General features: G+C 57.2%; 23 protein-coding genes. 9 read left to right on the plus strand and 14 right to left on the minus strand.

The genetic code is table 11. The features are described from left to right. Positions 1–2: 2 nt before the first annotated feature. Genes ACR0NN_RS17985 through ACR0NN_RS17995 form a run of 3 tightly spaced genes read left to right on the plus strand, consistent with a single transcriptional unit; the run spans position 3 to position 3,120 of the window. The gene (locus ACR0NN_RS17985; protein ID WP_170722677.1) at positions 3–1,133 is read left to right on the plus strand and encodes an ABC transporter permease; all 1,131 of its coding nucleotides are present in this window, start codon (positions 3–5) and stop codon (positions 1,131–1,133) included. Further along, positions 1,130–2,125: an ABC transporter ATP-binding protein gene (locus ACR0NN_RS17990; protein WP_170684678.1), complete on the plus strand. Its 996-nt coding sequence runs from the start codon at positions 1,130–1,132 to the stop codon at positions 2,123–2,125. The genes ACR0NN_RS17985 and ACR0NN_RS17990 overlap by 4 nt, the downstream gene beginning before the upstream one ends. Next, positions 2,122–3,120 carry an oligopeptide/dipeptide ABC transporter ATP-binding protein gene (locus tag ACR0NN_RS17995; RefSeq protein WP_170722675.1) on the plus strand — a complete coding sequence of 333 codons (999 nt, stop codon included), beginning with the start codon at positions 2,122–2,124 and terminating at the stop codon, positions 3,118–3,120. The genes ACR0NN_RS17990 and ACR0NN_RS17995 overlap by 4 nt, the downstream gene beginning before the upstream one ends. 7 nt (positions 3,121–3,127) lie before the next feature. Here ACR0NN_RS17995 and ACR0NN_RS18000 read toward each other — a convergent pair whose 3' ends face one another. Beyond that, complete coding sequence (locus ACR0NN_RS18000) at positions 3,128–4,225, minus strand: alpha/beta fold hydrolase (protein WP_170722673.1); 1,098 nt, start codon at positions 4,223–4,225, stop codon at positions 3,128–3,130. A gap of 97 nt (positions 4,226–4,322) precedes the next feature. Continuing rightward, entirely contained in the window at positions 4,323–5,630 is a 1,308-nt protein-coding gene (hslU, locus tag ACR0NN_RS18005; RefSeq protein ID WP_170722671.1) for an ATP-dependent protease ATPase subunit HslU, read from the minus strand. 179 nt (positions 5,631–5,809) lie between these two features. On the opposite strand from hslU, the gene ACR0NN_RS18010 reads away from it, so the two are divergent. After that, positions 5,810–7,051: an MFS transporter gene (locus tag ACR0NN_RS18010; protein ID WP_170722668.1), complete on the plus strand. Its 1,242-nt coding sequence runs from the start codon at positions 5,810–5,812 to the stop codon at positions 7,049–7,051. On the opposite strand, the gene hslV is transcribed toward ACR0NN_RS18010, so the two are convergent. Beyond that, positions 7,043–7,600, minus strand: a complete 558-nt coding sequence (gene hslV / locus ACR0NN_RS18015; protein ID WP_170722665.1) for an ATP-dependent protease subunit HslV — start codon at positions 7,598–7,600, stop codon at positions 7,043–7,045. The two genes, ACR0NN_RS18010 and hslV, sit on opposite strands and share 9 nt — an antisense overlap. A gap of 199 nt (positions 7,601–7,799) precedes the next feature. Here hslV and ACR0NN_RS18020 point away from each other — a divergent pair, with 199 nt between their 5' ends. Next, positions 7,800–7,997, plus strand: coding sequence for a DUF1127 domain-containing protein (locus ACR0NN_RS18020; protein WP_170684666.1), 198 nt, complete (start codon positions 7,800–7,802; stop codon positions 7,995–7,997). A 55-nt stretch (positions 7,998–8,052) separates the two neighbouring features. Here the strand turns inward: ACR0NN_RS18020 and ACR0NN_RS18025 are convergent, their stop codons facing one another. Both ACR0NN_RS18025 and ACR0NN_RS18030 read right to left on the minus strand, forming a co-directional pair. Further along, positions 8,053–8,415, minus strand: coding sequence for a Lin0512 family protein (locus ACR0NN_RS18025; protein ID WP_170722663.1), 363 nt, complete (start codon positions 8,413–8,415; stop codon positions 8,053–8,055). Then, positions 8,412–8,762 carry a Lin0512 family protein gene (locus ACR0NN_RS18030; protein ID WP_170722660.1) on the minus strand — a complete coding sequence of 117 codons (351 nt, stop codon included), beginning with the start codon at positions 8,760–8,762 and terminating at the stop codon, positions 8,412–8,414. Before ACR0NN_RS18030 ends, ACR0NN_RS18025 begins: the two co-directional genes overlap by 4 nt. Positions 8,763–8,954: 192 nt before the next feature. Here ACR0NN_RS18030 and ACR0NN_RS18035 point away from each other — a divergent pair, with 192 nt between their 5' ends. Continuing rightward, positions 8,955–9,293 carry a hypothetical protein gene (locus ACR0NN_RS18035; protein ID WP_170722659.1) on the plus strand — a complete coding sequence of 113 codons (339 nt, stop codon included), beginning with the start codon at positions 8,955–8,957 and terminating at the stop codon, positions 9,291–9,293. 84 nt (positions 9,294–9,377) lie between these two features. On the opposite strand, the gene trxA is transcribed toward ACR0NN_RS18035, so the two are convergent. From trxA to regB, 8 genes are all read right to left on the minus strand, one after another. Then, complete coding sequence (gene trxA, locus ACR0NN_RS18040) at positions 9,378–9,698, minus strand: thioredoxin (RefSeq protein ID WP_010442999.1); 321 nt, start codon at positions 9,696–9,698, stop codon at positions 9,378–9,380. Between the two features lie 59 nt (positions 9,699–9,757). Beyond that, entirely contained in the window at positions 9,758–13,117 is a 3,360-nt protein-coding gene (gene addA / locus ACR0NN_RS18045; protein ID WP_480685247.1) for a double-strand break repair helicase AddA, read from the minus strand. Beyond that, the gene (gene addB / locus ACR0NN_RS18050; protein WP_170722657.1) at positions 13,114–16,041 is read right to left on the minus strand and encodes a double-strand break repair protein AddB; all 2,928 of its coding nucleotides are present in this window, start codon (positions 16,039–16,041) and stop codon (positions 13,114–13,116) included. The genes addA and addB overlap by 4 nt, the downstream gene beginning before the upstream one ends. Further along, entirely contained in the window at positions 16,034–16,720 is a 687-nt protein-coding gene (locus tag ACR0NN_RS18055; RefSeq protein ID WP_170722656.1) for a nucleotidyltransferase family protein, read from the minus strand. The genes addB and ACR0NN_RS18055 overlap by 8 nt, the downstream gene beginning before the upstream one ends. Next, a complete protein-coding gene (locus ACR0NN_RS18060; protein ID WP_170722654.1) occupies positions 16,717–17,721 on the minus strand; it encodes a phosphotransferase in 1,005 nt (334 codons plus the stop codon). The genes ACR0NN_RS18055 and ACR0NN_RS18060 overlap by 4 nt, the downstream gene beginning before the upstream one ends. Further along, positions 17,718–18,188, minus strand: a complete 471-nt coding sequence (gene tsaE / locus ACR0NN_RS18065; protein ID WP_170722652.1) for a tRNA (adenosine(37)-N6)-threonylcarbamoyltransferase complex ATPase subunit type 1 TsaE — start codon at positions 18,186–18,188, stop codon at positions 17,718–17,720. The genes ACR0NN_RS18060 and tsaE overlap by 4 nt, the downstream gene beginning before the upstream one ends. Before the next feature lie 41 nt (positions 18,189–18,229). Further along, complete coding sequence (locus ACR0NN_RS18070; RefSeq protein ID WP_170722650.1) at positions 18,230–19,738, minus strand: PAS-domain containing protein; 1,509 nt, start codon at positions 19,736–19,738, stop codon at positions 18,230–18,232. A gap of 65 nt (positions 19,739–19,803) precedes the next feature. After that, positions 19,804–21,195 carry a sensor histidine kinase RegB gene (gene regB, locus ACR0NN_RS18075; RefSeq protein ID WP_170722646.1) on the minus strand — a complete coding sequence of 464 codons (1,392 nt, stop codon included), beginning with the start codon at positions 21,193–21,195 and terminating at the stop codon, positions 19,804–19,806. A 93-nt stretch (positions 21,196–21,288) separates the two neighbouring features. Between regB and ACR0NN_RS18080 the strand changes: the two genes are divergently transcribed. The 3 genes from ACR0NN_RS18080 to ACR0NN_RS18090 all read left to right on the plus strand — a co-directional run bounded on the left by ACR0NN_RS18080 (position 21,289) and on the right by ACR0NN_RS18090 (position 23,008). After that, positions 21,289–21,906 carry an SCO family protein gene (locus ACR0NN_RS18080; protein ID WP_170722643.1) on the plus strand — a complete coding sequence of 206 codons (618 nt, stop codon included), beginning with the start codon at positions 21,289–21,291 and terminating at the stop codon, positions 21,904–21,906. 87 nt (positions 21,907–21,993) lie between these two features. After that, a complete protein-coding gene (locus ACR0NN_RS18085; protein WP_039542641.1) occupies positions 21,994–22,548 on the plus strand; it encodes an ActR/PrrA/RegA family redox response regulator transcription factor in 555 nt (184 codons plus the stop codon). Positions 22,549–22,762: 214 nt separating this feature from the next. Further along, entirely contained in the window at positions 22,763–23,008 is a 246-nt protein-coding gene (locus ACR0NN_RS18090; RefSeq protein ID WP_170722641.1) for a hypothetical protein, read from the plus strand. A gap of 313 nt (positions 23,009–23,321) precedes the next feature. Here ACR0NN_RS18090 and ACR0NN_RS18095 read toward each other — a convergent pair whose 3' ends face one another. Beyond that, entirely contained in the window at positions 23,322–24,290 is a 969-nt protein-coding gene (locus ACR0NN_RS18095; protein WP_170722638.1) for a glycosyltransferase family 2 protein, read from the minus strand. Between the last annotated feature and the right edge of the window lie 60 nt (positions 24,291–24,350).

Consider the following 24,350-nt stretch of genomic DNA (forward strand, 5'->3'; position numbering starts at 1 on the left):
AGATGAGCGTGACATCCACCAACCAAAAGGCGAAAGAAGCCTATTTCACCGCCTCGCAACGTCAGTTGATCTGGGCAAGGTTCAAGAAACAGCGCGCGGCAATGATTGCAGCCACTGTTCTGGTTGTGCTGATCCTGTCGGGTATCTTCGCCCCGTTCCTGTCGCCATATGATCCCACCGCAGCGGGGCGCGACAAAGACTATCTGAACGGTGCCCCGCAGATCCCGAAATTCTGCGACAAGAATGGATGCTCTATCCGCCCGTTCTTGCACGGGGTGACCCGCGAACGCTCGCTGGCGACAAACTTCCGCTGGGTCGAGAAGGTGAACGAGGATGAACGCAGGTACATCCAGTTCTTTGTGCGGGGCGACAAATACAAGCTGTTTGGCTTCATCCCCGGTGACATCCACCTGTTTGGCGCCGATGAGGGCTATGTTCATTTGTTCGGAACCGACAGTGCCGGCAAGGATATTTTCAGCCGCACGCTGCATGCGGTTTGGACGTCGCTGCAGGTTGGAACGCTTGGGGTCATGATCTCATTCGTACTGGCGCTCGCGATCGGGGGGGTCGCCGGATACTACGGCGGAATGGTGGATAGCGTGATCCAGATGATCACCGATGCGATCCGAACGGTTCCGGCCATTCCCCTTTTCATGGCGATTGCCGCCTTTATCCCGCCGGAATGGTCGGCGGAGACACGGTTTTTCGTGATAACGGCGATATTGGGATTGGTCGGCTGGCCGACGCTGGCACGACGGGTGCGCACCCACTTGCTGACGGAGCGCAATCAGGAATACGTGCTGGCGGCCCAGCTATGCGGCGCGTCTCCGGGTCATGTGATCCGGCGCCATCTGTTGCCCAGCTTTACCAGCTATATCATCGTCGATCTGGTTATCTCGTTTCCCTACATGGTACTCAGCGAAACGGCGCTCAGCTTTATTGGGCTTGGGCTGAAAGACCCGGTCAACTCACTGGGTGTGATGCTGCAGAACGTGACCAAGGCGGATGTTCTGCTGAACTACCAATGGTACTTCATCCCGGTCATCTTTTTCGTCGTTCTGGTGATGTCATTTGTGTTCGTGGGCGATGGCCTGCGTGATGCGGCCGATCCATACTCGGAGACCCGCAAATGAGCTTGATCGATGTCAACAACCTGACCGTCCAATTCAAAACCGACGAAGGGCTGATAACGGCTGTTGAGGACGTATCGTTCTCGCTGGCTCCGGGTGAGATCATGGGGTTGGTTGGCGAAAGCGGTTCCGGTAAATCGGTGACGGCCAAATCGCTGATGAAACTGAATCCGGCAAACACCGTTTATTCTGCTGAAAGCGGCATCACGCTGCATCTCGACAGTGGACCGGTCGACGTGATGGCTCTGAACCGGCCCCGCGATATGGAGGTCGTGCGCGGCGGCGCAATCAGCATGATCTTTCAGGAACCGATGGCCAGTTTTGCCCCTGCGCTGACCATTGGCAAGCAGATGGTGGAACAGCTTTTGGTTCATTCCGATATGAACAAAAAACAGGCCAAAGAGCTGTCGATCGAGATGCTTGATCGGGTTGGCATCTCTGACCCGTCAACCCGCATCAACCAATATGCGTTCGAGATGTCGGGCGGCATGCGCCAGCGGGCGATGATCGCCATGGCGCTTTCGACCAGACCCAAGCTGCTGATCGCGGATGAGCCAACAACCGCTCTGGACGTGACGATCCAGGCGCAGGTCATCGATCTGATGAAAGACTTGGTGGCCGAGTTCGGAATGGGCATCATTTTCATCACCCATGATCTGGGTGTTGTGGCGCAAACCGCCGACAAGGTGGCGGTGATGTATCTGGGCAAGATGATCGAACAAGGCCCGGTGCGCGACGTGATCCGCAACCCGTATCACCCCTACACTCAGGGCCTGATCGATGCTCTGCCGCAGCTTGATGATCTGGACAAACCTCTGACTCCGGTGCCGGGGGATATCCCATCGCCGCTGGAGCGGCCCGAAGGCTGCGTGTTCCACACCCGGTGCGGCAAGATCGTTGGCGATATCTGCCGCACAACCCCACCCGATTGGGCGCAGACTGGGGAAAATCACCGCACTGCCTGTTATCTTTGTCACGAGGGCCAGCACGCATGAGCGGCGATAACCTGATTGAAACCCACGACCTGTCGGTCGGCTTTCCAGTGGGCGGAAAAGTATTCAATAAGCGCGTATTGAAGGCGGTGAACAAGGTATCGTTGTCGATCCCGCGTGGTTCATTCTTCGGTGTAGTAGGCGAAAGTGGATCCGGCAAAACCACATTTGGCCGTGCCCTGCTGAATGCAGCGCCGATCACCGAAGGCACGGCGCAGTATGACGACGGCGAGGTCAGCTATGATCTGGGCGCTTTGGAGGGCGCGGATCTGAAAGAATACCGCCGCCGTGCGCAGCTGATCTTTCAGGACCCCTATGCCGCCCTGTCCCCACGGATGACCGTGCGCGATATCATTGCCGAACCGCTCGAGGTTATGGGCCTATGCAAATCACGCGAGGAAATCGACGAACGCGTACGTGAGATCGCCAGCCTGTGCCGGTTGAACCTTGAGCATTTGCGCCGGTTCCCTCATGCCTTCTCAGGCGGTCAGCGTCAGCGTATCTCGATTGCCCGTGCATTGGTGTCACGCCCGCGCTTTGTGGTGGCGGATGAAAGCGTCGCTGCGCTGGATGTTTCGATTCAGGCGGATATCCTGAACCTGCTGAAATCACTTCAGGACGAGATGGGGCTGACCTATCTGTTTATCAGCCACGATCTTTCGGTCGTGGCGCACACCTGTGATCATGTGGCGGTGATGTATTTGGGTCAGATCATGGAATCCGCGCCTACCCGTCGGTTGTTCCAAGCTCCGCGCCACCCCTATACCAAGGCCCTGTTTTCAGCGATCCCTTCACTGGATCCCGACGATCGCGGCAAGGCACAAAAACTGGTGGGTGAGATCCCCTCGCCCACCGATCGGCCAAGTGGGTGCCAGTTCCATACGCGCTGCCCCTTTGCCACCGATCTGTGCATTCGCGAGGAACCAAAGATGGAAACCTGCGAGAACGATCACTCTGTGACCTGCCATCGCTGGCGCGAGCTGCAATTGGCGGATTAAGGTGACGTTACGGCGTGCTGACTTGCGCCTGCCCGGTTTCGGTCAGGACGATCTCGGTGGCGCCGTCTGTGTTGCGCTCGCTGGGTGGCACCAGAACATCGATGCCGGGTCGATCGGGGCCGAAGGTGTTGCTGACCCGGCGGACCGAACTGAGAATGGCCAGCAGCGCCGGAGAGGTCGCCGCCACGAAATGCGAAGACCCTGCATCGCTGTTGAATGCCGTGGTGTCGACTACACTGATCGGGTACTCGGCCAGTTCGTCGACCGAGCTGATATTGCCCAATCTTTTGCTATCTGCTGTGCCGCGCAGACGGGCTGACAGGTTCAGGATCTTGTCTTTCTTGGACACCATCACCAGAAACGGGTCGGGCGGCTTCTTGATGGCGTTCATCTGGGAGCGGAACAGATCGACATCCAGATCGGGCGAAATCAGGATGACCCCTTCCAGATTTCGGTGTGACCAGCCAGGTTCGCGCAATTCTGCCTGGCGCATCATTTCCATCGATAGGGCACCGCCCATTGAATGCGCGATCAGGATGACCCGTTTCACGCCCATGGATTTGAGTGTTCGAATTGTCTGCTCCAACCCGTCACGGGCAAACAGCATACTGTCCAGATCATAGGCATAACCAGTACCCCGCGCCTGGCTGGGCCATGAATAGATCAGCGTGGTTCCGGGAATACCGATATCATGGCTCAGCTGAGCGGCGCGAAAGGCGGTTTCGGTTTGCGTCGCGTTGTAGCCGTGTACAAAGATCACCACGTCATCCACACCACGCAGCCGGGATTTCAGATCTTGTGGCCCTGAAAACTCGGTGACATCGGCCACAACGAATTGTTTGTTCGGGTTTGGGTTCGCGTAAGAGAACTCAAGCTCACCCGGCGTGTGCGACGGCGGGATCGAAACGGTCATCTCGAGATACCGCAACGCCTCAGCTCGGTTGGCGCCATAGCTGCCGTCTGGCTCGCGCGCGCGGGTGGTGGCAGCAAAGACCGTGGCGGGGGTGCCGACTTTCAGGGCTTCGGGTGTGATCTCGGTAACGGACCGATCTACACAGGCACTCAGCCCCAACAAGGTTACAAAGATGATCAGATAGCGCGGCACGGTCTGCCCTTACACGGTTACGGCACTACGCTATCTCATTCCCAACTCGCGTCCAGCCCGACGACACAAGCAACCGGCAAAAACCGGCTGGCTGCTGTTACAAAACGTAACGGCTGAGGTCGGTGGATTTAGTCAGCTCACCCAGATTGTCGTTCACGAAACCTGCATCAACGGTGATTTCAGCGCCTGCCTGATCGGGTGCGGTGAACGAAAGTTCTTCGAACACGCGCTCCATCACCGTGTAAAGCCGCCGCGCGCCGATGTTTTCGATGCTTTGGTTCACATCCGCTGCGATCCGTGCCAGCGCCGCGATACCGTCGTCGGTAAAGCTGACCGTGACCTCTTCGGTGCCCATCAGGGCGGTGTATTGGCGCGTCAGAGCGTTGTCAGTCTCGGTCAGGATGCGCACGAAATCTTCTTCGGTGAGCGCCCGCAACTCGACGCGGATCGGCAGACGACCCTGTAATTCCGGCAAAAGGTCCGAGGGCTTGGCAATGTGGAACGCACCAGATGCGATGAACAGGATGTGGTCGGTTTTTACCGGACCATGTTTGGTGCTGACAGTTGTGCCTTCGATCAAAGGCAGCAGGTCGCGCTGCACCCCCTCGCGGCTGACGTCACCGCCGCGTGCTTCGGCCCGCGCGCAGACCTTATCGATCTCATCCAGAAACACGATGCCATTCTGTTCAACCGACTCCAACGCTACGCGGTTGACGGTTTCATCATCCAACAGCTTGTCAGCCTCTTCCCCGATCAGAGCTTCGTAGCTATCGGCTACGGTCATACGCTTCTTGACGGTGCGCCCACCAAAAGCCTTGCCGAATATATCGCCCAGATTCATCATCCCCATCTGGCCACCTGGCTGACCCGGAATGTCGAACATTGGCATCGGGTTCGAGGTCTCGGACAATTCCAGCTCGATCTCGGTATCGTCCAACTCACCGGCTTTCAGCTTCTTGCGGAACATCTCGCGCGTGGCTTCGCGGGCGTCAGTGCCTGCGATGGCCTCGATCACGCGATCCTCGGCGGCCTGATGGGCGCGGGTTTTGACATCCTCACGCATGTATTCGCGGGTTTGCAGGATTGCCGCATCAGCCAGATCACGCACGATCTGTTCCACGTCACGACCGACATAGCCAACCTCGGTAAACTTCGTAGCCTCGACCTTGATGAAGGGCGCGCGCGCCAGCTTCGCCAAACGGCGGCTGATCTCGGTTTTACCGACACCGGTGGGGCCGATCATCAGGATGTTTTTTGGATAGACCTCATCGCGGATATCATCAGGCAATTGCTTGCGCCGCCAACGGTTGCGTAGCGCCACGGCGACGGCGCGTTTCGCGTCTTTCTGCCCGATGATGAAACGGTCCAGTTCCGAGACAATCTCGCGCGGGGTCAGGTCGGTCAAGGCGCAGTCCTTTCGGTCGGCAAGGCTAAACTTGGGCTTAAGTAGTCACCGCTGGAATGAAAACAACAGTGGCAGCGTTGGTTAGCAACGCACCATCCGGTTTGCAAATGCTTTCCATAGGTGAAACGCGCACCCTCTGTTACTGTGTTATCAAGGCGTTGCGGGTCAGGAGAGTAAATATGTCGAAAATAGCCAAGATCACCTTGCTGTTTGTGGTCTTTGTCGACCTGATCGGGCAAGGGCTGGTGTTTCCCATCATTAACTCTTTGATCATGGAAACAAAGTCGGGCTTCCTGCCGGAAAGCACGGCCATGGGCACCCGGCATTTCTATTACGGTCTGGTGATCGGCTGCTTCTTCCTGTCCTGGTTTTTGGGGGTGGTCTATGTATCGAAAGTCTCGGATTCCATCGGGCGCAAGAACGCCCTTTTGGTCTGCTTGACCGGGGCACTGGTTGGCTACGCCCTGACCATCGCGGCGCTTTATCTCAACAGCCTGCTATTGCTGATCATTGGCCGGTCGATCACCGGGTTTACCGCTGGCAATCAACCCATTGCTCAAGCAGCGATGATTGATGGCAGCACCGATGCCGCCGACCGTGACCGTAACATGGGCTATATAGTGACCGGCGTCAGCTTTGGCCTAGTGGGTGGGCCGATCATTGGCGCAGTTCTGTCCGATGCGGCCTTGCTGGGCAGCGCTGCGACGTTGAAAACTCCCTTCTACGGGGCCTTTGTCCTAGTCCTCATCGCGATCTTCCTCGTGACCACTTTCTTCAAAGACACAAGGACCGAGCGCGAGCCCTTTGTCTTCCGGCCCCGTGACATCACCGATAGCTTGATCGCTGTTCGCGGGCACCCCCTGGTTCTGAAAATCATGCCGGTCTATGCGCTGTTCATGATCGCCAACGTCACCTTCTATGTGTTCGTTGACAATTTCCTGACCAGCGCCTGGGGCTACGGCGTGATCGGGGGCAGCATGGCGATGGTGGTCATCGGATTTGCACTGGCCTTTTCCAGCACCTTCCTGGTGAAACCGGCGCAGGAACGGTTCAGCAAGCACCAGATCATCTATACCTCATTGGTCATAATGGTGATCTGCGGCTTTGCCTTTGCTTTCAGCCCAAGCGGCGTGCTGAGCTATGTTCCGGTCTTCTTCTTCTACTTTTTCTTCGGAGTCTCTTATCCCACGCTGTTGGGCCTGTTCTCCTCCAGCGTCGCCGAAACCGATCAGGGCTGGGTCATGGGTGTGACAACAGCCGTGTTCTGCCTTGCGGGCGGCATCATGTCCCTGATCGGAGGCGGATTGATGAGTATCGACATCCGCCTGCCTTATTACATCGTGATCGCTACCGCCCTTATGGGTCTGGTCGGAATGCACCTGCGCTGGAAAGGGAAAGAGATCAAGGCACTGCTAGCCTGAGATCGTCTCGACCGTCAGATTGCCGTTGGTGTAAACGCAAATGTCAGCGGCGATCGCCATGGCTTCACGTGCCACATCCTCGGCAGGTTTTTCGCTGTCCATCATCGCACGCGCAGCAGCCAACGCAAAGTTGCCGCCCGATCCGATGGCGGCCACGTTGTGTTCGGGTTCCAGAACGTCCCCTGCCCCGGTGATCACGAACAGATCCTTGCCGTCTGTTACGATCAACATCGCTTCAAGCTTTTGCAGGTATTTATCTGTGCGCCAATCCTTGGCCAGCTCGACCGAGGCACGGGCCAGCTGGCCGGGCGTGGCCTCAAGCTTGGCCTCCAACCGTTCCAGCAAAGTGAACGCATCGGCGGTCGAACCGGCAAAGCCAGCCACGATGTCAAACCCACCCGGTGACAATCGGCGCACTTTGCGGGCGGTACCCTTGATAACAGTCTGGCCCAGGCTGACCTGCCCGTCCCCGGCGATGACAACCTGCCCGCCCTTCTTGACGCCAATGATGGTGGTGCCGTGCCATCCGGGAAATTCGTTGTCTGCCATAAATGCCTCCGTACTCCGTGGCGCTATATATGGGCCGGGCGCGCGGTCTGCGCAACCGGTTCTCAAACTGCTCAAAAGATATGCAGAAAACGCAAACCGGGCCTGTTGAGTCAGCATTTGTGAGACTCACCGATCAGAGTTACATCGGCCTCACAACCGACAACGGGTCGGCTGTTTCTGTTCAATAAGGAATACGCACATGGCAAACGCAATCGCAAAAACCCATGCGCCGCGCGGAGCAGTCACCATCCTGCACGCAGTGGACGCATTCTCGCACGCATTCGAAAACGTTGTCGAATGGTACCAGTCTTACAAGACACGCAAAGAGCTGTCGGAACTGACCGACGTACAGCTGCAAGACGTCGGCCTGACCCGCGCCGATATCGCCAAATTCTGATCCGCGATCAGATAAACCGCAAGATGAGCCGCTCAAACGAGCGGCTTTTTCTTTGTCAGCTTTCTATGAATTTTCCGGCAAGATCAGGCAGATAGGCCTCGATCGCTGCGGTGGCGATTACATGACGCGTACCGGCCTCGGCGTCATCAACATTCAGCCCGCCTTTGACCGCCCGGACCGATGCGCGTCCACGCGGCAAATCAGCGGCAACAAGATCGCAATCGACTGCATCGGGCTGTTTAACACCGATCGTAACCTCGACGCGCATTTCTTCATGGCTGATGCCCAGCTTGGAGAACAATGTGATCGACGAGTGATGCAGAGCATCCTGCACGGCGCGGCGCGCGGCTTTGGTATAGTCCTGACCGTACAGATCGTTCCCGGTTCCCATCTCAAGAATGATACGCTTCTCGGTCATTGCGTGGGCTCCATATCGAACGAGACGATAATCGCGGCATTCGCAATCACCGTGTGGCCATCGGTGTGGGGCTTGTCGATATCCAGCCCTCCATGCGTGACCGTGATATTTGGCTGCCCATAGGGAAACACAGCCTTCAGCACCTCGGTATCGACGCGATCCGGCTGCTGAACCCCAATCTCGGCGTCAATGATCATGGCTTCCTTCGGAAACCCGAACAGTTCGGCCATATTGACCGAGTTATGCCAGAGCGCATCCTTAAGCGCCCGCAGCGCTGCTTCGGTATAGTCTTCTCGCCTGAGCGACGTGCCCATCCCGAATTCCACCAATACCCGTGTTTTGGGCATGTCGCCTCCTTATTCCTGATGACCCGACAATCTGCATGAGTCCGTACGAATTGAAAGAACCAAAACAAGGAATTGCATCCGGCCAATCCACAAAACCCGAATGTTTGGAGTATATCGTCCGATCAACTAGAATTCGGATTGTTTAAGCACGTGATCAAAGAAAGGCTTGTTTCCATGGCGAATTTTCGGCTCATGTCATCATTGGTTATGTTTGGATTTCTCGCGGCTAGCGTATCCGCCGAAGAAATTGAGAGCAAAACGAAGTTCACAGACCTGATCGTTGGTAAAAAGCTGGTTCAGGGCGAGACATGGGTGATCATTAACAAGGACGGGACGGTTGAGGGCAAAGGCCCGAATGGTGGCAGTATCAGCGGTACATGGGAGTGGAAAGACAGGTATTACTGTCGGGAAATCGTAATCGTCGGCGAAGTGATGCCCCATGACTGTCAGGTGGTGTCTATCGAAGACAACGCTGTGACGTTCACTCACAAAGATGGTGCCGGAGTATCGGTGAGGTGGACAATCGAATGAGTCTGACCTCGTGTCACATAAGGTTTCCAACAAAAAAAGGCGTCCAAAGCAGGACGCCTTTGTGAATTCGTGATTTAGCGAAACTCAGATCGACTCGTCGATCCAGCTTTGCAGTGCGGCTTTGGGGGCAGCGCCTGCGCGGTTGGAAACCACTTGGCCATCCTTGAAGATGAACAGCGCCGGAATGCCACGAACACCCATCGCAGCAGCCGCGTTCGGGTTGCTGTCAACGTCCACTTTGGCGATCTTCACCTTGCCGCCATATTCGCTTGCCAGCTCTTCCAGGGCGGGGCCGATCTGCTTACAGGGGCCGCACCACTCGGCCCAGAAATCCACCACAACGGGGATATCGGAATTTTTGACTTCGGCGTCAAAGGTGTCGTCGGTAACGGCTACGGTCGACATGTCTGTCTCCTGACTCGGGAATGCTTGGGCTCAGAACCTAGGTGCGGCACCGGGCAAGGTCAAGATATAGCGCTGCGTGCCAAGGCGTCTGTCACCATATCGTGTGGCAGCCACATCAAATGCGCGGTTCGGGTCCACAGGATTGCGGTGCGGATTTGATGATCCGGATAGATCTGCGACAGCGCATGGGCATAGGCTCCCATCTGGCGCAACAGCCCCTCGGGGCAGGTTTCAGGCCGGTCCGGAACCGTGGCGTTTGATTTGAAATCAATCACATGGACCTCAGAATCCGTGACAATCAGCCGGTCGATGACCCCATGTAGTCGTGTGCCATTCAGATCGGCCGTCACCGAAACCTCGGCCAGCGTATCCGCAGCAAAGACGGGTTTCATATGTTCGGCTGTTAGGACTGCGCTGGCCTCCGTCAGCAGCTCTTGCCGCTCCACCTCTTGCATATCGGCCAGAAGCCGCGTGCAAAGCTGTGGCCATAGATCACGCGCGACTGCTGGAAGGTGTTCCAGCAGCAAGTGCAGCTGCGTTCCACGCCGTTTCGCCGCCTCTTCATCTTGCCCCGCATCCCCTGGCAAAGCCTTGGCACCCCCAAGGTCCGAGGGGCTGAGCGTTTCTTTCGGTACGGGTGCATCAGGTGCGGGATGGTCGAAAAACGCAGGCAAATGCTGTTCGAATTGCGGGGCGCTGTCCTGTTCTACGGCAGGCAAAGCATCCCAATTTCCATGTGCCAGTCGAAGGGTCTGAGTGCCAGGCAGTTGCGTGGCCCCTGCCCGCGCCATCGCGGCCTCAACCATCTGATACCAGCTGTTGCCATCCTTGCCTACGTCCCCGGCAGCGGCCACGATCAGCCACTTTTCTGCCCGTGTTAGAGCCACATATAGCAGCCTCAACCGTTCATTTTCTTCGCGCGCTCGGGCGTCCTCGCGAGCTGTTGCAACCAGCGCGGGTGAGGCATCAGCGGGCACTTTCCACAACGGGGTTTCACCGGCCATCATGATCTCGGCATCGCGTGGCGGTTGGCGCTTGCCGGTATCCGGCAGGATCACAATTGGCGCTTCCAACCCTTTTGATCCATGAACGGTCATCACGCGGATCATGTTGCCGACACCGCTCATCTGGCGTTTGATCTCCAGATCGTCGGTTTGCATCCAGACCAGAAATCCGGTGAGGCTGGGAATATCGGTGCGCTCATAAGCCAGCGCTTGTGACAGCAGCGCATTGATCCCGTCTTCAGCCTCAGCCCCCAGACGACCCAGTAGTTTCCTGCGCCCATCATGGCGCGTCAGTATGCGCTCGATCAGGTCATAGGGGCGTAAAAAGTCGGTTTGCCCGCGCAGATCGTTCAAAACGGCCAGCGTTTCGGGGAATTCCTCCGATCGATTGCGCAGCGCAGCCCAAAGGTAGGTTTCCTCTCGGCGATGGGCCAGATCAAAAAGCCGTTGTTCCGTCCAGCCGAACAGTGGAGATTTCAGCACTGTCGCCAGCGACAAGCTGTCCTCGGGCGTGGCCAGAAAGCTCAGCAAGGCGGCCAGATCCTTAACCGCCAGTTCTGCGCCCACTTTCAGGCGGTCTGCACCCGCAATGGGCAGGCCCTCGCTTTTGCAGGCGCGAATGATCTCGGCAAACAGGTCCGAGCGGCGCTGGACCAGGATCAAAAAGTCCCCGGGCCGAACTTTACGCCGAACAAATTTTCCGGGCGTGTCACCATCGTCAGGGATGGTTGTGCCATCCCTGATCATATCTCTGATCGACCGCGCGATCTGTTCGGCCAGAATGACCGTGTGATGCCGTGCGCCGGGCCGGTCAACCGGGTCGGTCCAGTCGGTTTCATCGTCGTCTTCGACTTTCTCGACAACGGGCCAAAGGTCTACGCGCCCTGGTAGATCAGTTTTGAACGCACGGTGCAGCGCATCCTTGTGAAACCCTGCCTCGGCACGGTTTTCGAACAGAATATCAACCAGCCCAAGGATCGCACTGGATGATCGGAATGAATATTCCAACGTCGAATCCCACAGTTTAGAGCCTGATTCCTGCAGTTTTCGCCCAAATTCGGCCTGCATCCGGTCAAAGGCCTGTGGATCGGCCCCCTGGAAGGAATAGATCGACTGTTTCTTGTCCCCGACCACAAAGATCGTGCGCTCGATCCCGGATCGGGCCCCCTCCCCGCTGGTGAATTCCTGCGCCAGCTTTTCGATCACATCCCACTGCTCAGGGCTGGTGTCTTGTGCCTCGTCCACCAGAATATGGTCGATGCCACCGTCCAGCCGATACAGAACCCATTCCGCCACCGCCGGGTCATTAAGAACTTGCCGGGCACGCAGGATCAGGTCATCGAAATCCAGCCAGCCGCGCAGTTGCTTCTGCCGCTCGTATTCCGGCAGGAAAGCTGCGGCAAAGCGGTGCAAAACATGGGATTTCTGTGCTGTAACTAGAGCCAACCGTTGTTCCCGCGCGGCCTCAACACGCAGCATCAGGGCCTCAAGCTGTGGCATCCGGTCAGCCAGGGCACTTTCGCGGAGCGCTTTGGTTGGAAAGCTGCCGAGTTTGGCGGTAAAACGTTCTTTCGCTGACCTTCCCGTCAAAAAAACACTTTCAAGAACTGGCAGGCTGCTGAGTTTCGCCTCTGTGAAAGTAGCAAGTTTATCAGCCGCTTTGGCATTGTTGCCCCCGCTTTCAGAAAGCGCGGGCAGGATAGATTGAACCAACTCGACCTCACCACCCAAAAACACGCTGTGCAGCAAGGCCTGCTCATCAAATCCATCTGGAAGTTCAAAGCGTTGCAAAAGCTCTGACCAATGCAGCGCATGTTCGAACTGGTTCCTCCGCTGCGTGATAGCAGCAGTCAATTTTTCAAACCCGGCATCGGTGACAAACCGGGCCACATCCTCAATCAACGCGGCTTGAGGACCTTCGGCGAAATCCTCGATAATCTCTTCGCGCAACAGCGCAGCAGCGCGATCTTCCATTTCAGCAAACTGAGGGCTGACCCCGGCTTCAAGCGGGAACCGTCGCAGTAGCGAGGCGCAGAACGAGTGGATTGTCTGGATCTTCAACCCGCCGGGCGTCTCGATGGCGCGCGCGAACAAAGTGCGTGCTTGTGCCAACCGATCGGGATCGATCACTCCGGGAACGCCGAGTTCGATCAGCTCGTCCTGAAGGGCATCATTGTCCAACATCGCCCATTTGCCCAGACGCTTGAACAATCGGTTCTGCATCTCGCTGGCCGCGGCTTTGGTATAAGTCAGGCACAGAATGTGCTGAGGCTGTACGCCATCCAGCAACAGCCGCGCCACCCGGTCGGTCAACACCCGCGTCTTGCCCGAGCCCGCATTGGCCGCCAACCAAGTGGACGCATCGGGGCGCGCGGCCTGAACTTGCCGTTCTGTCGCGTCGTTGCGGGGGGTCATGTTAGATCCTCCGGGGCGGTCTCAGCAGAACGATCCCATTCGCCGAACCGGGCGAGGTGATCGTAATCCCCGATATCGGTGTCTTTGTGCAGCATTCGACGGGACGAAAATCCCTGATCAGGCTCTAAATAGGCCGAAATCAGCTCTTTCAGCTCGGCCAGAACCTTGTCGGTCGGCTCTTTCTGCAGTGGTGCAGGCACCTCTTTGTAGGTTCCCCCCATGCCGATGAAGATCGCCTGTGCAACGGGCAGCGGGTCGACCCCGTCGATTCCCCCTTGCTCGGCCATCGCAGCCTCGATCAGCAATTGCTTGTCGAATTTGGTCTGCTGACTTTCTGTTGGCGGGGTGCCGGTCTTGTAGTCGATGATCCGCAATGCGCCCTGCCCGCTTCGGTCGATCCGGTCGGCGCGTCCGACTATCGTGAAATCCAGCGGGGTCAGCTCTGTCCGCATTCCCACTTCAAAGGCCACCGGGCCACCATCAGTGCGGCGCTGAATTTCGGCAGATAGAAAACTGTCGGTAATCCGCTCCAGTCGTGCCAGCCACAGCTTGCGCGCCGTCGGCCAAGCAACGTGATCCTCAAGCAAAGCCTCGGCCCGTTTCAGAAAATTCTCGCGGCTCAGCAATGCCGGATCCAGAACGCTGTCGCGCACGAATTGTTCCATTACTTCGTGGATCACAATGCCGCGCAACAGCGCGTCCGGCGCCTGGACCAGCGGGTCAAGCGGTTTCAGGCGCAGGACATGCCGGGCGTAGATCGCATAGGGATCGCGGATCAGCCGCTTGATCTCGGTCACCGATAGCCGTCTCGGGCGCGCAGCTACCGGCGGCCTTGGGGATGGGCGAAGTGCAGGCGCAATCGGGGGCGCCTGTTCCAACACATCAGCCCAATCCAGCCATTGCTGGCCCCGCGCGCGCATCGCAGCCAATGCGTCCGTTCCGCCCTGATCCGGCAGGCCCTGCATCAGATTGGTCATGCGGTTCAACCAACGAGACGGTACAGTTTCCGCATCATCCGACCGGATGGCGCGGGTCAAAACCACCTCGGGTGCCCCTGCGGCTTGCTGGAAGTCATGCGCGGACAGGCCGATCCGGCGTTCGGGCAACAAAAGCCCGGCGTCATTGCGCATCTGGCGGTTCAGCCAGGGGTCGGGCGCCGCGGCCTCGGGCCAACTGCCTTCGTTGAGGCCACCCAAAATCAACAGATCAGCGCCTTGCACACGGGCTTCTAACGTGCCCCAGATCATCAGATGAGGGTGCGGCGCATCGCGATCGCGAACCTCTTCACCTGCCAGCAAAGCGCCTAACAGATCGGCGAAATCATGGGCGGTCATCGCACCGCCGTGAGACGCTTCGTCTTCCAGAGAGGTAATAACGGCAAGCGCCTTCTGGCCTGCGTTCTTGTCCCACAATGTCCCCGGTTCGCCTGTTGCACCGGCCGAAATTGCATCGGCTAGTGTACGAAGCCGGGCAACCCAGTCAGAAAGAGGTCGCTCGCCCTGGCCGTGTTTATCGCAGAAGGCATCAGTGACCCAGCGGATCCAGCCCTCAGGCGCATCGGTGCGGATGGCAAAGGCGGTCAGGCTGGCGCTGTCGGGAAAGGGCGGGCCATGGCGGCGGAGATCTAGTTCCAGATCGCGGGTATGCAGCAGGTGGCTCCCCCGATCGCCGCCATCATGGCACAGCGGATGCTTGAGCAGCGTCAGCAGTGCCTCACCATCCAGACGACGCGCAAACAAACCGGCGACATGGCGCAGAAACCGCCCGGGCGGAGACAGCTGCAGCGGCAGGCCCGCGCTGTCATCAGGTAATATGTTCCACCGGTCCAGCGCGGCGCTGACCTGACGCGTCAACATCCGATCGGGCGTGATCAGGGCTGCCGATTGTCCGGTCTCGGTTGCTTGGCGCAAGCGTAGCGAAATCGCCAAGGCTTCAGCACGGGGCGAGGACGCCTCGATCAATGTCACATCTTTGGTGGCACCGCTCAGATCGGGCAGGTTCGGGCCTTCTGTCATCCATGCGTCGGTTACCGGGGCAGGGCGTAACGCAAGCGAAATCAGCTTGTTACGGGTGGGCGAAGGGGCGTCAGCCGCTGTCCATGGCCGGATTTGTTTCGGGCCAAGGCCAAGTTCCAGCATCAGTTTGCGAAAGCGATATTGCGGATGATCCTCTGACGTCAATGCGTCATCCAGATTGCGCCAGACATGCTCGGGCTGGACGAAATCATAACCCGGCAGCACCAGCGCCCCTTGCGGCAGGCGGGCGATTGCCTGCATCAGCATCAGTGTCGTCCCGCGCGACCCGGTTGAGCCCGCCAGTATGACCGGATGCTGGGGTGGGGCAACCTGCCAGCGTGCAATCAGGGCTTCGACCACACGTCGTTGCCGGGCTTGCGCGTCAAGCGCGTCCGCCCCGGACTCCATGAACTGGTCAGCGATCCCGATAAAGGCCTGTGCCCGCGCCCAGTGTCCGGACATGTCGCCGACATCCAGTTGCCGGATCGCCTCGGGTGAGACGCCTTCGCCCTGCATCTCATCGATCAGTGCGGCCAGACTGTCGGACAGATCGAACAATGAGGATCGCGCGGCCAGATCGGGTTGCTGGTCCAGCAGTTTGGCGATCAGTTGTGTCAGCTCTAGCCTGCGGCGCAAAGGAGGGATCGCGCGTGGGATCTGCGCCAGATCTGCGCTTTCGCCCAGATCGGTGACCAGTGATAATCGAGGCAGCAGGCAAGGAGGGCCGTGGTCAAACAGATCCCGGACCCGGCGCGCCATGCGACGGGTATTGATCACTAGCTGAACCCGAGCCAGCGCATCTGGCGGCTGACCAGCAATCTGCTGACGCAACCCATCGACCAACACCTTCGGGAAATCCGCACCCGGCGGCACCGCGAAAACCCGGGGCAGGGTGCTGGGTTCAAACATTAGCAATCAGCCCCTCGGCCAGCGCAATGCCTTCGGGCCGCCCAACGTCGCACCAACGACCCGGGTAGCGCAACGCAAACAGGCGCTCTTGCTGTCGCATTTGATCCCACAATACGTTCAGCGAAAACACCTCGTCGCCGATATCATGCAAACCATCGGTTTTCAGGATTTGCGCTCCGCCGTAAACCAAACCGGCCCCGCGGGAGATCCGCCCCAAGCTGTCCTGCGTGAAATCACCCGGACCTGCATGGCCAAGAGTTTGTTCCACCGGAATGCACATCAGCAGCGCATCCATCACATCTGGATTCCAATGATTTTTTAGCAGATTCAGGGGGTTGGGTCCGGCCCAGATCGCGTCGCTGTTCAGGGTAAAAACCGGCCCCGACCCAAGCAGCGGCAGCGCCGCGCGCAATCCTCCGCCCGTATCCAGAATGTTCGGCTCTTCCCGCGACAACGCCACGTCGCGGCCTGCTAGATGATCCGCCAGCTGATCCGCATGATAATGCAAGTTGGCAACAATGTTCAAAGGACGCAATGCATCGACCAGATCCAACGTGTGATCGATCAAAGGCCGCCCGGCAACCTCGATCAGAGGCTTGGGCCGGTCTTTGGTCAGCACGCCCATGCGGGTGCCAAAACCCGCAGCGAATACCATTGCAGCTTCGGGCGTGTCGGTCATTGCGATCTCAGCTTTGCAAGGTTTTCCGGGCTTGGTTCAGGCAGTGCATTGTGCAGCAGGTCAGCCACCGGAACCAACGCGGGATGTTCCAGATCGCGCATCAGATGCGCCCAGGCAGCCGGGATCAGGTCCACGTAGTGCGGCTTTCCATAATCCGTCGCCAGTCGGGCAAAACCGCCCAGGATCCGCAGATTACGTTGTGCGCCCAGCACCGCATAGGCGGTGCGGAAATCATGCCCGTCGACGCCGGTCGCGGTGATATAGCGGTCGATCATCCGCATTTCGATTCCAACAGGGACCGTCCGGCGCACATCTTGCAGCAGCGACATCAGGTCATACGCAGGATGCCCCAGCATCGCACTTTGAAAATCCAGCAGACCCACGCGCGCCAGACCGTCACGTTCGGGCAGCCAGATCAGGTTTTCCGCGTGATAGTCACGTTGCACAACCACGCGCGTTCCGCCGGTTTCGCGGTGCAGGATATCGGCAAAGCGCAGTTCGAACCGGGCGCGCGCCTCTTCATCATGCGAGCCTTGAATGCCCTGCGCATATTTCGTGAACGAAAGCGCCGCAAGTTCGGTCATCAGGGCCGGGTCATAGCTGTCGAGCGAAATCGTGGGCGCCGCGTGAAGATGCACAAGCAAATCAGTTGCCGCGTCATACAGGGTACGCTCAAGCGTTGGATCATCCCGCAAAACGCGGGCGAACAGCGCGTCCCCCAGATCTTCGAGCAATAGAAAGCCGTATTGGCTGTCTTCGGCGTAAATCTCGGGCGCGCTCAGCCCGATCGAGCGCAAATACTCCGACATACGCACAAAGGGTTCGACATCCTCACCCTTATCGGGCGGGGCGTCCATCAAAACTGCTGTCCGGCCCGTCGCTGGGTCGGTCAGCCGCTCGTATCGGCGGTTCGAAGCGTCACCCGCCAAAGGTGCGTGTTGAGCACAGTTCCAGGGGGTCTGCGCGATCAGGGCTTCAGCCAGAATGGCCCGGTTCGTCATTGGATCCTCTCCAGCATGGCGCTCCATTTCGGGTCTGTCCAACTCAGCGCAAGGTGCCGCGTTTCCTGAAATTCGGGGTCGGTGGTGAACCGGATCAACAGGGCTGAGGCTGGTGTAAGCGGGCCCAGCTTTTCTGGCCACTCAACAAGGCAAATACTGGTTTCGAAGGCCTCGACCAAACCCAATTCTTCGATCTCTTCTACCGACGTGAGCCGGTAGAGGTCAGAATGCCAGACCTCCCCAATTTCTGTTTCATAAACTTGAACCAGAGTGAATGTGGGCGAGGGTACATCCTCGGGAACAGACAGGGCCGATTGAATCAGAGACCGCGCAAAATGGGTTTTGCCACTGCCGATCGCACCTTCCAGTAAGATGGTATCACCAGCACGCAGCGCACTGCCCAATCGGGCAGCAAGATCAGCAGTGTCCTGAGGGGATTTTGAGGTTAATTCGAGCGGTGCATTCATGGCGCCACAATGAACCTGCGCCCGGTTGGCTGCAACCCGGTTCAGGCGCTGATTTTTTGCATATCCGCCATGTTGTCGACCGCATTATCCGTCGCGAAGCGCACGATCGTAGCCCCGTTTTGCATGGGGCTGACTGTACAAGTCAGTGTCCCGCCTGATTTCAGGGTCAATTCGCCTGACCATTCGGCTCGGTTCTCACGTGCTGTGACGAATTCCCGAATTTCTCCGAGGATAGGTGTGGCGGCGCATTGGTCCTGCCATTGGCGGGTGATCTCAAGCACGGTCGCTGGTTCAAATCCGCTCTCGTTGCTGTCGCCCCATAGTTTTTGATAGGCGTAATTTGTTGTAGCTAGGATCCCGTCATCCGAGAAAACGGCGATGGGATCGGCAAGCTTGTCCAGGATGGATTGCATGAGGTCCATCTCTGCGCGAAATCGCCGGGTCAGAGTGATTTCTGCGGTGATATCCTCGAACAAAAACGCCACGGCCCCGTCGGGGTGGGGTCTGCCGCTGACGGAATAAACCGAACCCGAGGGCAACGACCATGTTTCCTGATAGTTCCCGTCCCGGGCCGCTTCGAGCAAATCATTCATCTGACGCCGCCAACTGCGATAGTTCTTGGGTTCAGGCATCATGTGCTGATCGCGCAGCCGATCGAAGAAGCTGGACAGGCTTGGACGTACGCTCAGAAAGTCCGGGGGCAGGGTGGTCAAGTCGATGAGTGCAGGATTAAACAAGGCCAATTGTCGATTGCGGTCGAATATGGCCAAGCCGATCGAAAGCTGCGCAAAGGTCTTTGTCATGGTTTGCACAAATTTGCGCTGGGCAATTTCCGCTTCGACAATCGCATTTATATCGACCGCATAACACAGCTGATCCCCATCGCGGGTCACGCGCGTCAGATCGAACCAAAGCTTGGCGTCGCTATCTTTGACCGGGATAGACACGCGGGTTTTCCGGCCCAACTGCGCCTCATCCGTGAGCGATGGAAACAGCGGATCTGTCAGATCTGCGTCTTGGCCAGAAATTTTGCGCACTAATGCTACGTAAGCTGCATTACACCATCTTACCTTGTTGCGATTATCCACCGACCATACCGGATAAGGGGCCTGCTCCATTGCCAATCGAATTGGATCGCTGGGGTCACGACGTGGGGTATGCGAATTGCCCGTTAGATCGCGCAGTTGTACGCGGATAATTCCATCGATCCATTCGCACAAAATCTCGCGCTCTACAGTACAATCAATGGCGGATACGGAAATGCTCCCTTGTGATCGGACACTCTCGGGTGTTTCGGGGAAGGCAGGGAAATCGCGCTGAAGCAGACGCCGAAGATCTTCCCAGTTTCTGACGGATTCGTATCCTGCCAAGGCAACGTCCGAATGGCTGATCAATTGATCTCCATCGAATAGAAAGACCACGTCGAACAGCGCGCCGGGGGTTGATAGCCCGTAGTCACTTGCTCTGGCCTGTCGGTGCGGCAGCAGCCATAGTATTGCAAAGCAGGCCGAAACCACGCTGATTGTGGCCAGCACGATCCAATCGGCCATCGATCCTACGCCCTTGTCAAAAATCCCGAACCTGTATGAACAACAATAGTTAACAGGGTCTTAACTCAGATCTGGAACGGTTGATTTGCACCGGACGGGACCGGTGTATCACCGGTTTGCGCATCAATCAGCTTGCGCGGCCAGACAACTTTGACAATTGCACCTTTGCGGCCAGGCTGATCGCTCAGGGTCTGATAGGGATCTGCTCCATTGGCGAAGTAAAGCTCGGCCCCGCTGCGTTCCAGCAATGTCTTGGCAATGAACAGTCCCAATCCCATCCCCTCATATTCAGGTCGGCTGCTGCGGTCGGCCCGGCGGCGGCGCATAAAGGGGTCGCCGATGCGTCCGATGATATGCGATGGATAACCCCGCCCATCATCCATGATTAATACGCTGATCTGATCCGAGGTCCACTCGGCCTCGACCCAGACATTCGACTTGGCGAAATCCACCGCATTTTGAATCAGGTTGCGCAAGCCGTGGATGATTTCGGGCTTGCGCAGGATTGAAGGCTGCTGAACATCACCATCGGCAACAGGCCCTTCGTCGAAATGCACCGCTTTGCCACGGTTGATATGCGGCTCGGCCGCCTCATGAATCACTGTAGACAAGGGTGCCTGTCGCAGGTGCAGATCATCTTTGCCAGCCCGCCCCATATCGCGCAGGATGTCCCTGCAGCGATCGGCCTGTTCACGGATCAAAGCGGCGTCTTCCTTTAACTCGGGCTTATCGTCCAGCTCTTCGATCAATTCGGAACTGGCCAGCTTGATCGTTGCCAGCGGCGTACCCAACTCGTGCGCCGCCGCAGCCACGACGCCGCCCAGATCGGTCAGCTTTTGCTCGCGCGCCAGCGCCATATGAGTGGCCGACAGCGCTTCGGACATCGACTGCACCTCGGAACTGATGCGATGTGAATAGGCGCCAATGAAGACGATGGCGATGATGATCGCAGCCCAGTTTCCGAACAAAAGAACATCGGGGATATCCAGCACAAGGCCCAGATCGGTCCGCAGTGGCAGATGGAACTGCGCCAGCAACGTTGTCAGGATCACCGCAACGCTGCCGATAATCAGAGTGGACCGGGTGCTCATCACATTTGCCGAGATCGTCACCGGACCAAGTAACAACAGCGCAAACGGGTTGTTCAGCCCCCCTGTCAGATACAGAAGAACCGACAGCTGCAGTAGGTCGAACAGCACCATCAAGAAGTTCTCGAATTCCGACAGGCGCTTGTTTTCCGGGAAAAGCAGAATGGCCGTCAGGTTGCCCATGACCGAAACGCCTATGGCGAAGTAGCACAAAGCCAGTTCAAGCTGAACGTGGTAGTATTTCTGTGCAACCGTGATCGCGGTGAACTGGCCGATAATCGCGACCCATCGCAGCAGGATCAGCGTGCGCAGCCTGATCCAGGTGCTGCGCTCCTGCCCACGCCAAAGACTGGTGTTGGAATCCGTCATCTGTCGATTATGTCCTATTGCGTCGGTCCGCCATGTTGATAGGTGTCCCGGCGGAAACGATCAACAATCCCTTTACGTATCAGGATACGCACCATGATCCGCCTTTATGCTATTCTTGCAACCGTTGTGCTGGCTGTGGGCCTGGGTGCCATGTGGCTGCTGACACGTGGCGGGGGTGACGATAAATACGCACAATGCCGCTCGTCCCAGATCGCGGGGGGGAGCGCGGCAATCGGCGGGCCGTTCGAACTGATCAACGCCAAGGGCGAGACGGTGACAGACAAGGATGTGATCACCGAACCGACGCTGGTTTACTTCGGTTATACCTTCTGCCCGGATGTCTGCCCCTTTGACATGTCGCGCAATGTCGATGTGGTTGATTTGCTGGCAGAGCGTGGCCAGTCTGTGACGCCTATGTTCATATCAGTTGACCCCGACCGCGATACCCCTGAGGCGGTTGGCGATTTCGCCTTCAACTTGCATGAGCGCCTGATCGGCCTGACCGGAACGCCCGAGCAGGTCAAAGCGGCGAGCAAAGCCTACAAGGCCTATTACAAAGCGCATGACAAAAGTGATGAGTATTATCTGGTCGACCACTCAACCTTTACCTATCTGATGACGCCCGAAGATGGGTTCCTTGAATTCTTCAAGCGCGACGACACGGCCGAGCAGATGGCAGACCAGATTGGCTGCTTCCTTGACAAGGCCTGATCCACAACAGCCGGTTTGACGTTTGAAATGGCGCTGCTATTACTCTTGATTAAGCCAATCGGCATGAAATAGCGGAAAGACCCACATATGGCAGACAGTTCTCAGCTTGAAATCGGCCCCGACAAATCGCTGCTGCTGGTCGATGATGACGAGCCGTTTCTGAGACGTCTGGCCAAGGCCATGGAAAAACGCGGGTTCGAGGTTGAAACCGCAGGTTCAGTCGCCGCAGGTCGCGCAATTTCCACAGCACGCCCCCCTGCGTACGCCGTGGTTGATCTGCGGCTTGAGGATGGCAACGGGCTGGATGTGGTCGAAGTGCTGCGTGAAAAACGCCCCGACAGCCGTGTTGTGGTTCTCACCGGATACGGCGCGATTGCCACCGCTGTGGCCGCTGTCAAAATCGGTGCGACTGATTACTTGTCTAAGCCCGCCGATGCCACCGACATCACCAATGCGCTGCTGGCCAAGGGCGATGAACTGCCTCCGCCACCGGAAAACCCCATGAGCGCCGACCGCGTTCGCTGGGAACATATCCAGCGCGTCTATGAGCTGTGCGACCGCAACGTCTCGGAAACCGCGCGCAGACTGAACATGCACCGCAGAACGCTGCAGCGGATTTTGGCCAAGCGCAGCCCGCGATGATCAATTTAATAAATTAAGCCGCTTATCTCGCAGAAACATTGCGTACCCTGCTTAGTGAATATATTGTTGATCTATTGCCAACAAAGTTAACGTATCGTTAACAATGTGTTCAAATCACGTTCAACCCCTCTATGACAACATCTTGCAGTTGCCTTAGCAATGATGCTGCCAAGTGGCATGCACCTTTAGCAACCCGCTCAGAGGATAAAGCGATATGAAACCGGAAACGAAACCAAATCCTTCGCAGAAAGCAATCGACAAGCTATTTGAGCTAGGTATCGATTTTCCCGAGGCTGGCCCACCTGTAGATGCAGGGATGCCCGATTTGCCTGTTCTGCCCGAAAACATGTTCCCCATTGATGCACCAGTCTTGCCTGAGCTCACGCTTCCGGAAGAAGCAATGGCAGACATTGAGATTCCCGCAGCTATTCTGCCAACAGATATCTTCGACTTAGGTTGATTGGTTGATATAGCCAACAAACTTTAGAAGAAGGGATTTCCTTTGTCCGCCGGGCAAAATGTCTTCTGGTGGACAAAAGAGCAATTCCGCAACTGTTTTTGTCACTGACTTTGCCGAATGGAAAAAAGGTTGCTCAAACTAGCAGCGGTCAAAATTGGTTCGCAAATCTTCTATCAGTGTTTAATCTGATCGCATGAAGAGAACCAAAATCTCTAATTCGGAAACACCGAAAGCCTTGTAGGCTCGATGCAAGTGCTGATTGGGTCTTATCATTCGGGCTTAGAAAAGATCGGACCTTACTCCGCCTTGCAAGTCAGAGTTTCGGTATTTGTGATCGCGATTGAATGCTTCGCGCATAGTTTATTAGGCAAACCGCGTGCGCATGCTGGACATCAGACCACGATAGAAGTTCATCCACCTTTGCCTGCAGCCGGTCGCCCATGATCAGCATTCGATCATCCAAAACGCTGTTCTGATTGTATTTGTTCCAATACTGCTTGCGAAACCGACTGTTCCGGTTAGGCGCATCAATGGGTTTCGTGCCTTGTCCGCGTTGGCGTTTGAGCTCGAAACTGTCTCGTGTTTTTACCGGATAGTGAAAAACTGCCGCCCTTTCGTGCGAGACAAGGTGTTCGGGGGCGGCCCCAAAGGCATGGCGTCTGCGCACGCCCGATCGATAGATGTCCTCATGCATTGGCCGCCCGGATGCATTGATGAACTGCCCGCCATCACGCTGAAATCCCTTGTATAAATGCGGCCGGTGGATCCCGAACCCTCTTATCTTTTCCGAGGTTTGAAACAGCGTTTTATAGCGCCGGTGCAGACGGTGATCGTTCTCGGCGCGCCTCAAGAAGCGTTGAGTGACAAGACCGGGCTCCCAGTGGTCATGATGCCCGTCACCGAAGATCAGCCAGTTTATCGCCACGCCTTCGGCAATTCCGTCGCAGCGCTCGATCAAATTCGTGACCCGATTGTCAGAGCCTGCACAATAAAGAAACTCATCAATATCGAGCCACATCAACCAGTCGGTATAGACAAGCGATGGATGCAAATAAGCTTTGTCGGCGGCTGTGTGTTGCGGAATTTCGCCCGGCTTCAGGTCCTGCAGCACATGAGAGATGACCCCGTTCTTATCCAGCGCATCCAACAGCTCGGTCGTGCCGTCTGTCGAGTCATTGCTGTAGATCAGGATCGGATCAAACCCGATCAGCAGATGATAGGCGATCCACTCAAGAATAAACGGCCCTTCATCCTTGGCGCAGGAGAACAGCCCGAAATTCATACCGGCTCGACCTGATGCTGGCGAAGTGTTCCGGTCATAATCAGTGTTCGGTCTGGCACG

It is taken from the genome of Ruegeria sp. BA2 (genome assembly GCF_056539605.1).

Coding starts and splice junctions, on each gene's coding strand:
- trxA (WP_010442999.1), bottom strand. CDS start 9,698: ATGTCGACCGTAGCCGTTACCGACGACACCTTTGACGCCGAAGTCAAA.
- ACR0NN_RS18025 (WP_170722663.1), bottom strand. CDS start 8,415: ATGACCGAGAAGCGTATCATTCTTGAGATGGGAACCGGGAACGATCTG.
- ACR0NN_RS18070 (WP_170722650.1), bottom strand. CDS start 19,738: ATGGCCGATTGGATCGTGCTGGCCACAATCAGCGTGGTTTCGGCCTGC.
- ACR0NN_RS18090 (WP_170722641.1), top strand. CDS start 22,763: ATGAAACCGGAAACGAAACCAAATCCTTCGCAGAAAGCAATCGACAAG.
- ACR0NN_RS18055 (WP_170722656.1), bottom strand. CDS start 16,720: ATGACCGACACGCCCGAAGCTGCAATGGTATTCGCTGCGGGTTTTGGC.
- ACR0NN_RS18020 (WP_170684666.1), top strand. CDS start 7,800: ATGGCAAACGCAATCGCAAAAACCCATGCGCCGCGCGGAGCAGTCACC.
- ACR0NN_RS18095 (WP_170722638.1), bottom strand. CDS start 24,290: ATGAATTTCGGGCTGTTCTCCTGCGCCAAGGATGAAGGGCCGTTTATT.
- ACR0NN_RS17990 (WP_170684678.1), top strand. CDS start 1,130: ATGAGCTTGATCGATGTCAACAACCTGACCGTCCAATTCAAAACCGAC.
- ACR0NN_RS17985 (WP_170722677.1), top strand. CDS start 3: ATGAGCGTGACATCCACCAACCAAAAGGCGAAAGAAGCCTATTTCACC.
- tsaE (WP_170722652.1), bottom strand. CDS start 18,188: ATGAATGCACCGCTCGAATTAACCTCAAAATCCCCTCAGGACACTGCT.
- addA (WP_480685247.1), bottom strand. CDS start 13,117: ATGACCCCCCGCAACGACGCGACAGAACGGCAAGTTCAGGCCGCGCGC.
- ACR0NN_RS18060 (WP_170722654.1), bottom strand. CDS start 17,721: ATGACGAACCGGGCCATTCTGGCTGAAGCCCTGATCGCGCAGACCCCC.
- addB (WP_170722657.1), bottom strand. CDS start 16,041: ATGTTTGAACCCAGCACCCTGCCCCGGGTTTTCGCGGTGCCGCCGGGT.
- ACR0NN_RS18030 (WP_170722660.1), bottom strand. CDS start 8,762: ATGCCCAAAACACGGGTATTGGTGGAATTCGGGATGGGCACGTCGCTC.
- ACR0NN_RS18080 (WP_170722643.1), top strand. CDS start 21,289: ATGATCCGCCTTTATGCTATTCTTGCAACCGTTGTGCTGGCTGTGGGC.
- ACR0NN_RS18035 (WP_170722659.1), top strand. CDS start 8,955: ATGTCATCATTGGTTATGTTTGGATTTCTCGCGGCTAGCGTATCCGCC.
- hslV (WP_170722665.1), bottom strand. CDS start 7,600: ATGGCAGACAACGAATTTCCCGGATGGCACGGCACCACCATCATTGGC.
- ACR0NN_RS18010 (WP_170722668.1), top strand. CDS start 5,810: ATGTCGAAAATAGCCAAGATCACCTTGCTGTTTGTGGTCTTTGTCGAC.
- ACR0NN_RS17995 (WP_170722675.1), top strand. CDS start 2,122: ATGAGCGGCGATAACCTGATTGAAACCCACGACCTGTCGGTCGGCTTT.
- regB (WP_170722646.1), bottom strand. CDS start 21,195: ATGACGGATTCCAACACCAGTCTTTGGCGTGGGCAGGAGCGCAGCACC.
- ACR0NN_RS18085 (WP_039542641.1), top strand. CDS start 21,994: ATGGCAGACAGTTCTCAGCTTGAAATCGGCCCCGACAAATCGCTGCTG.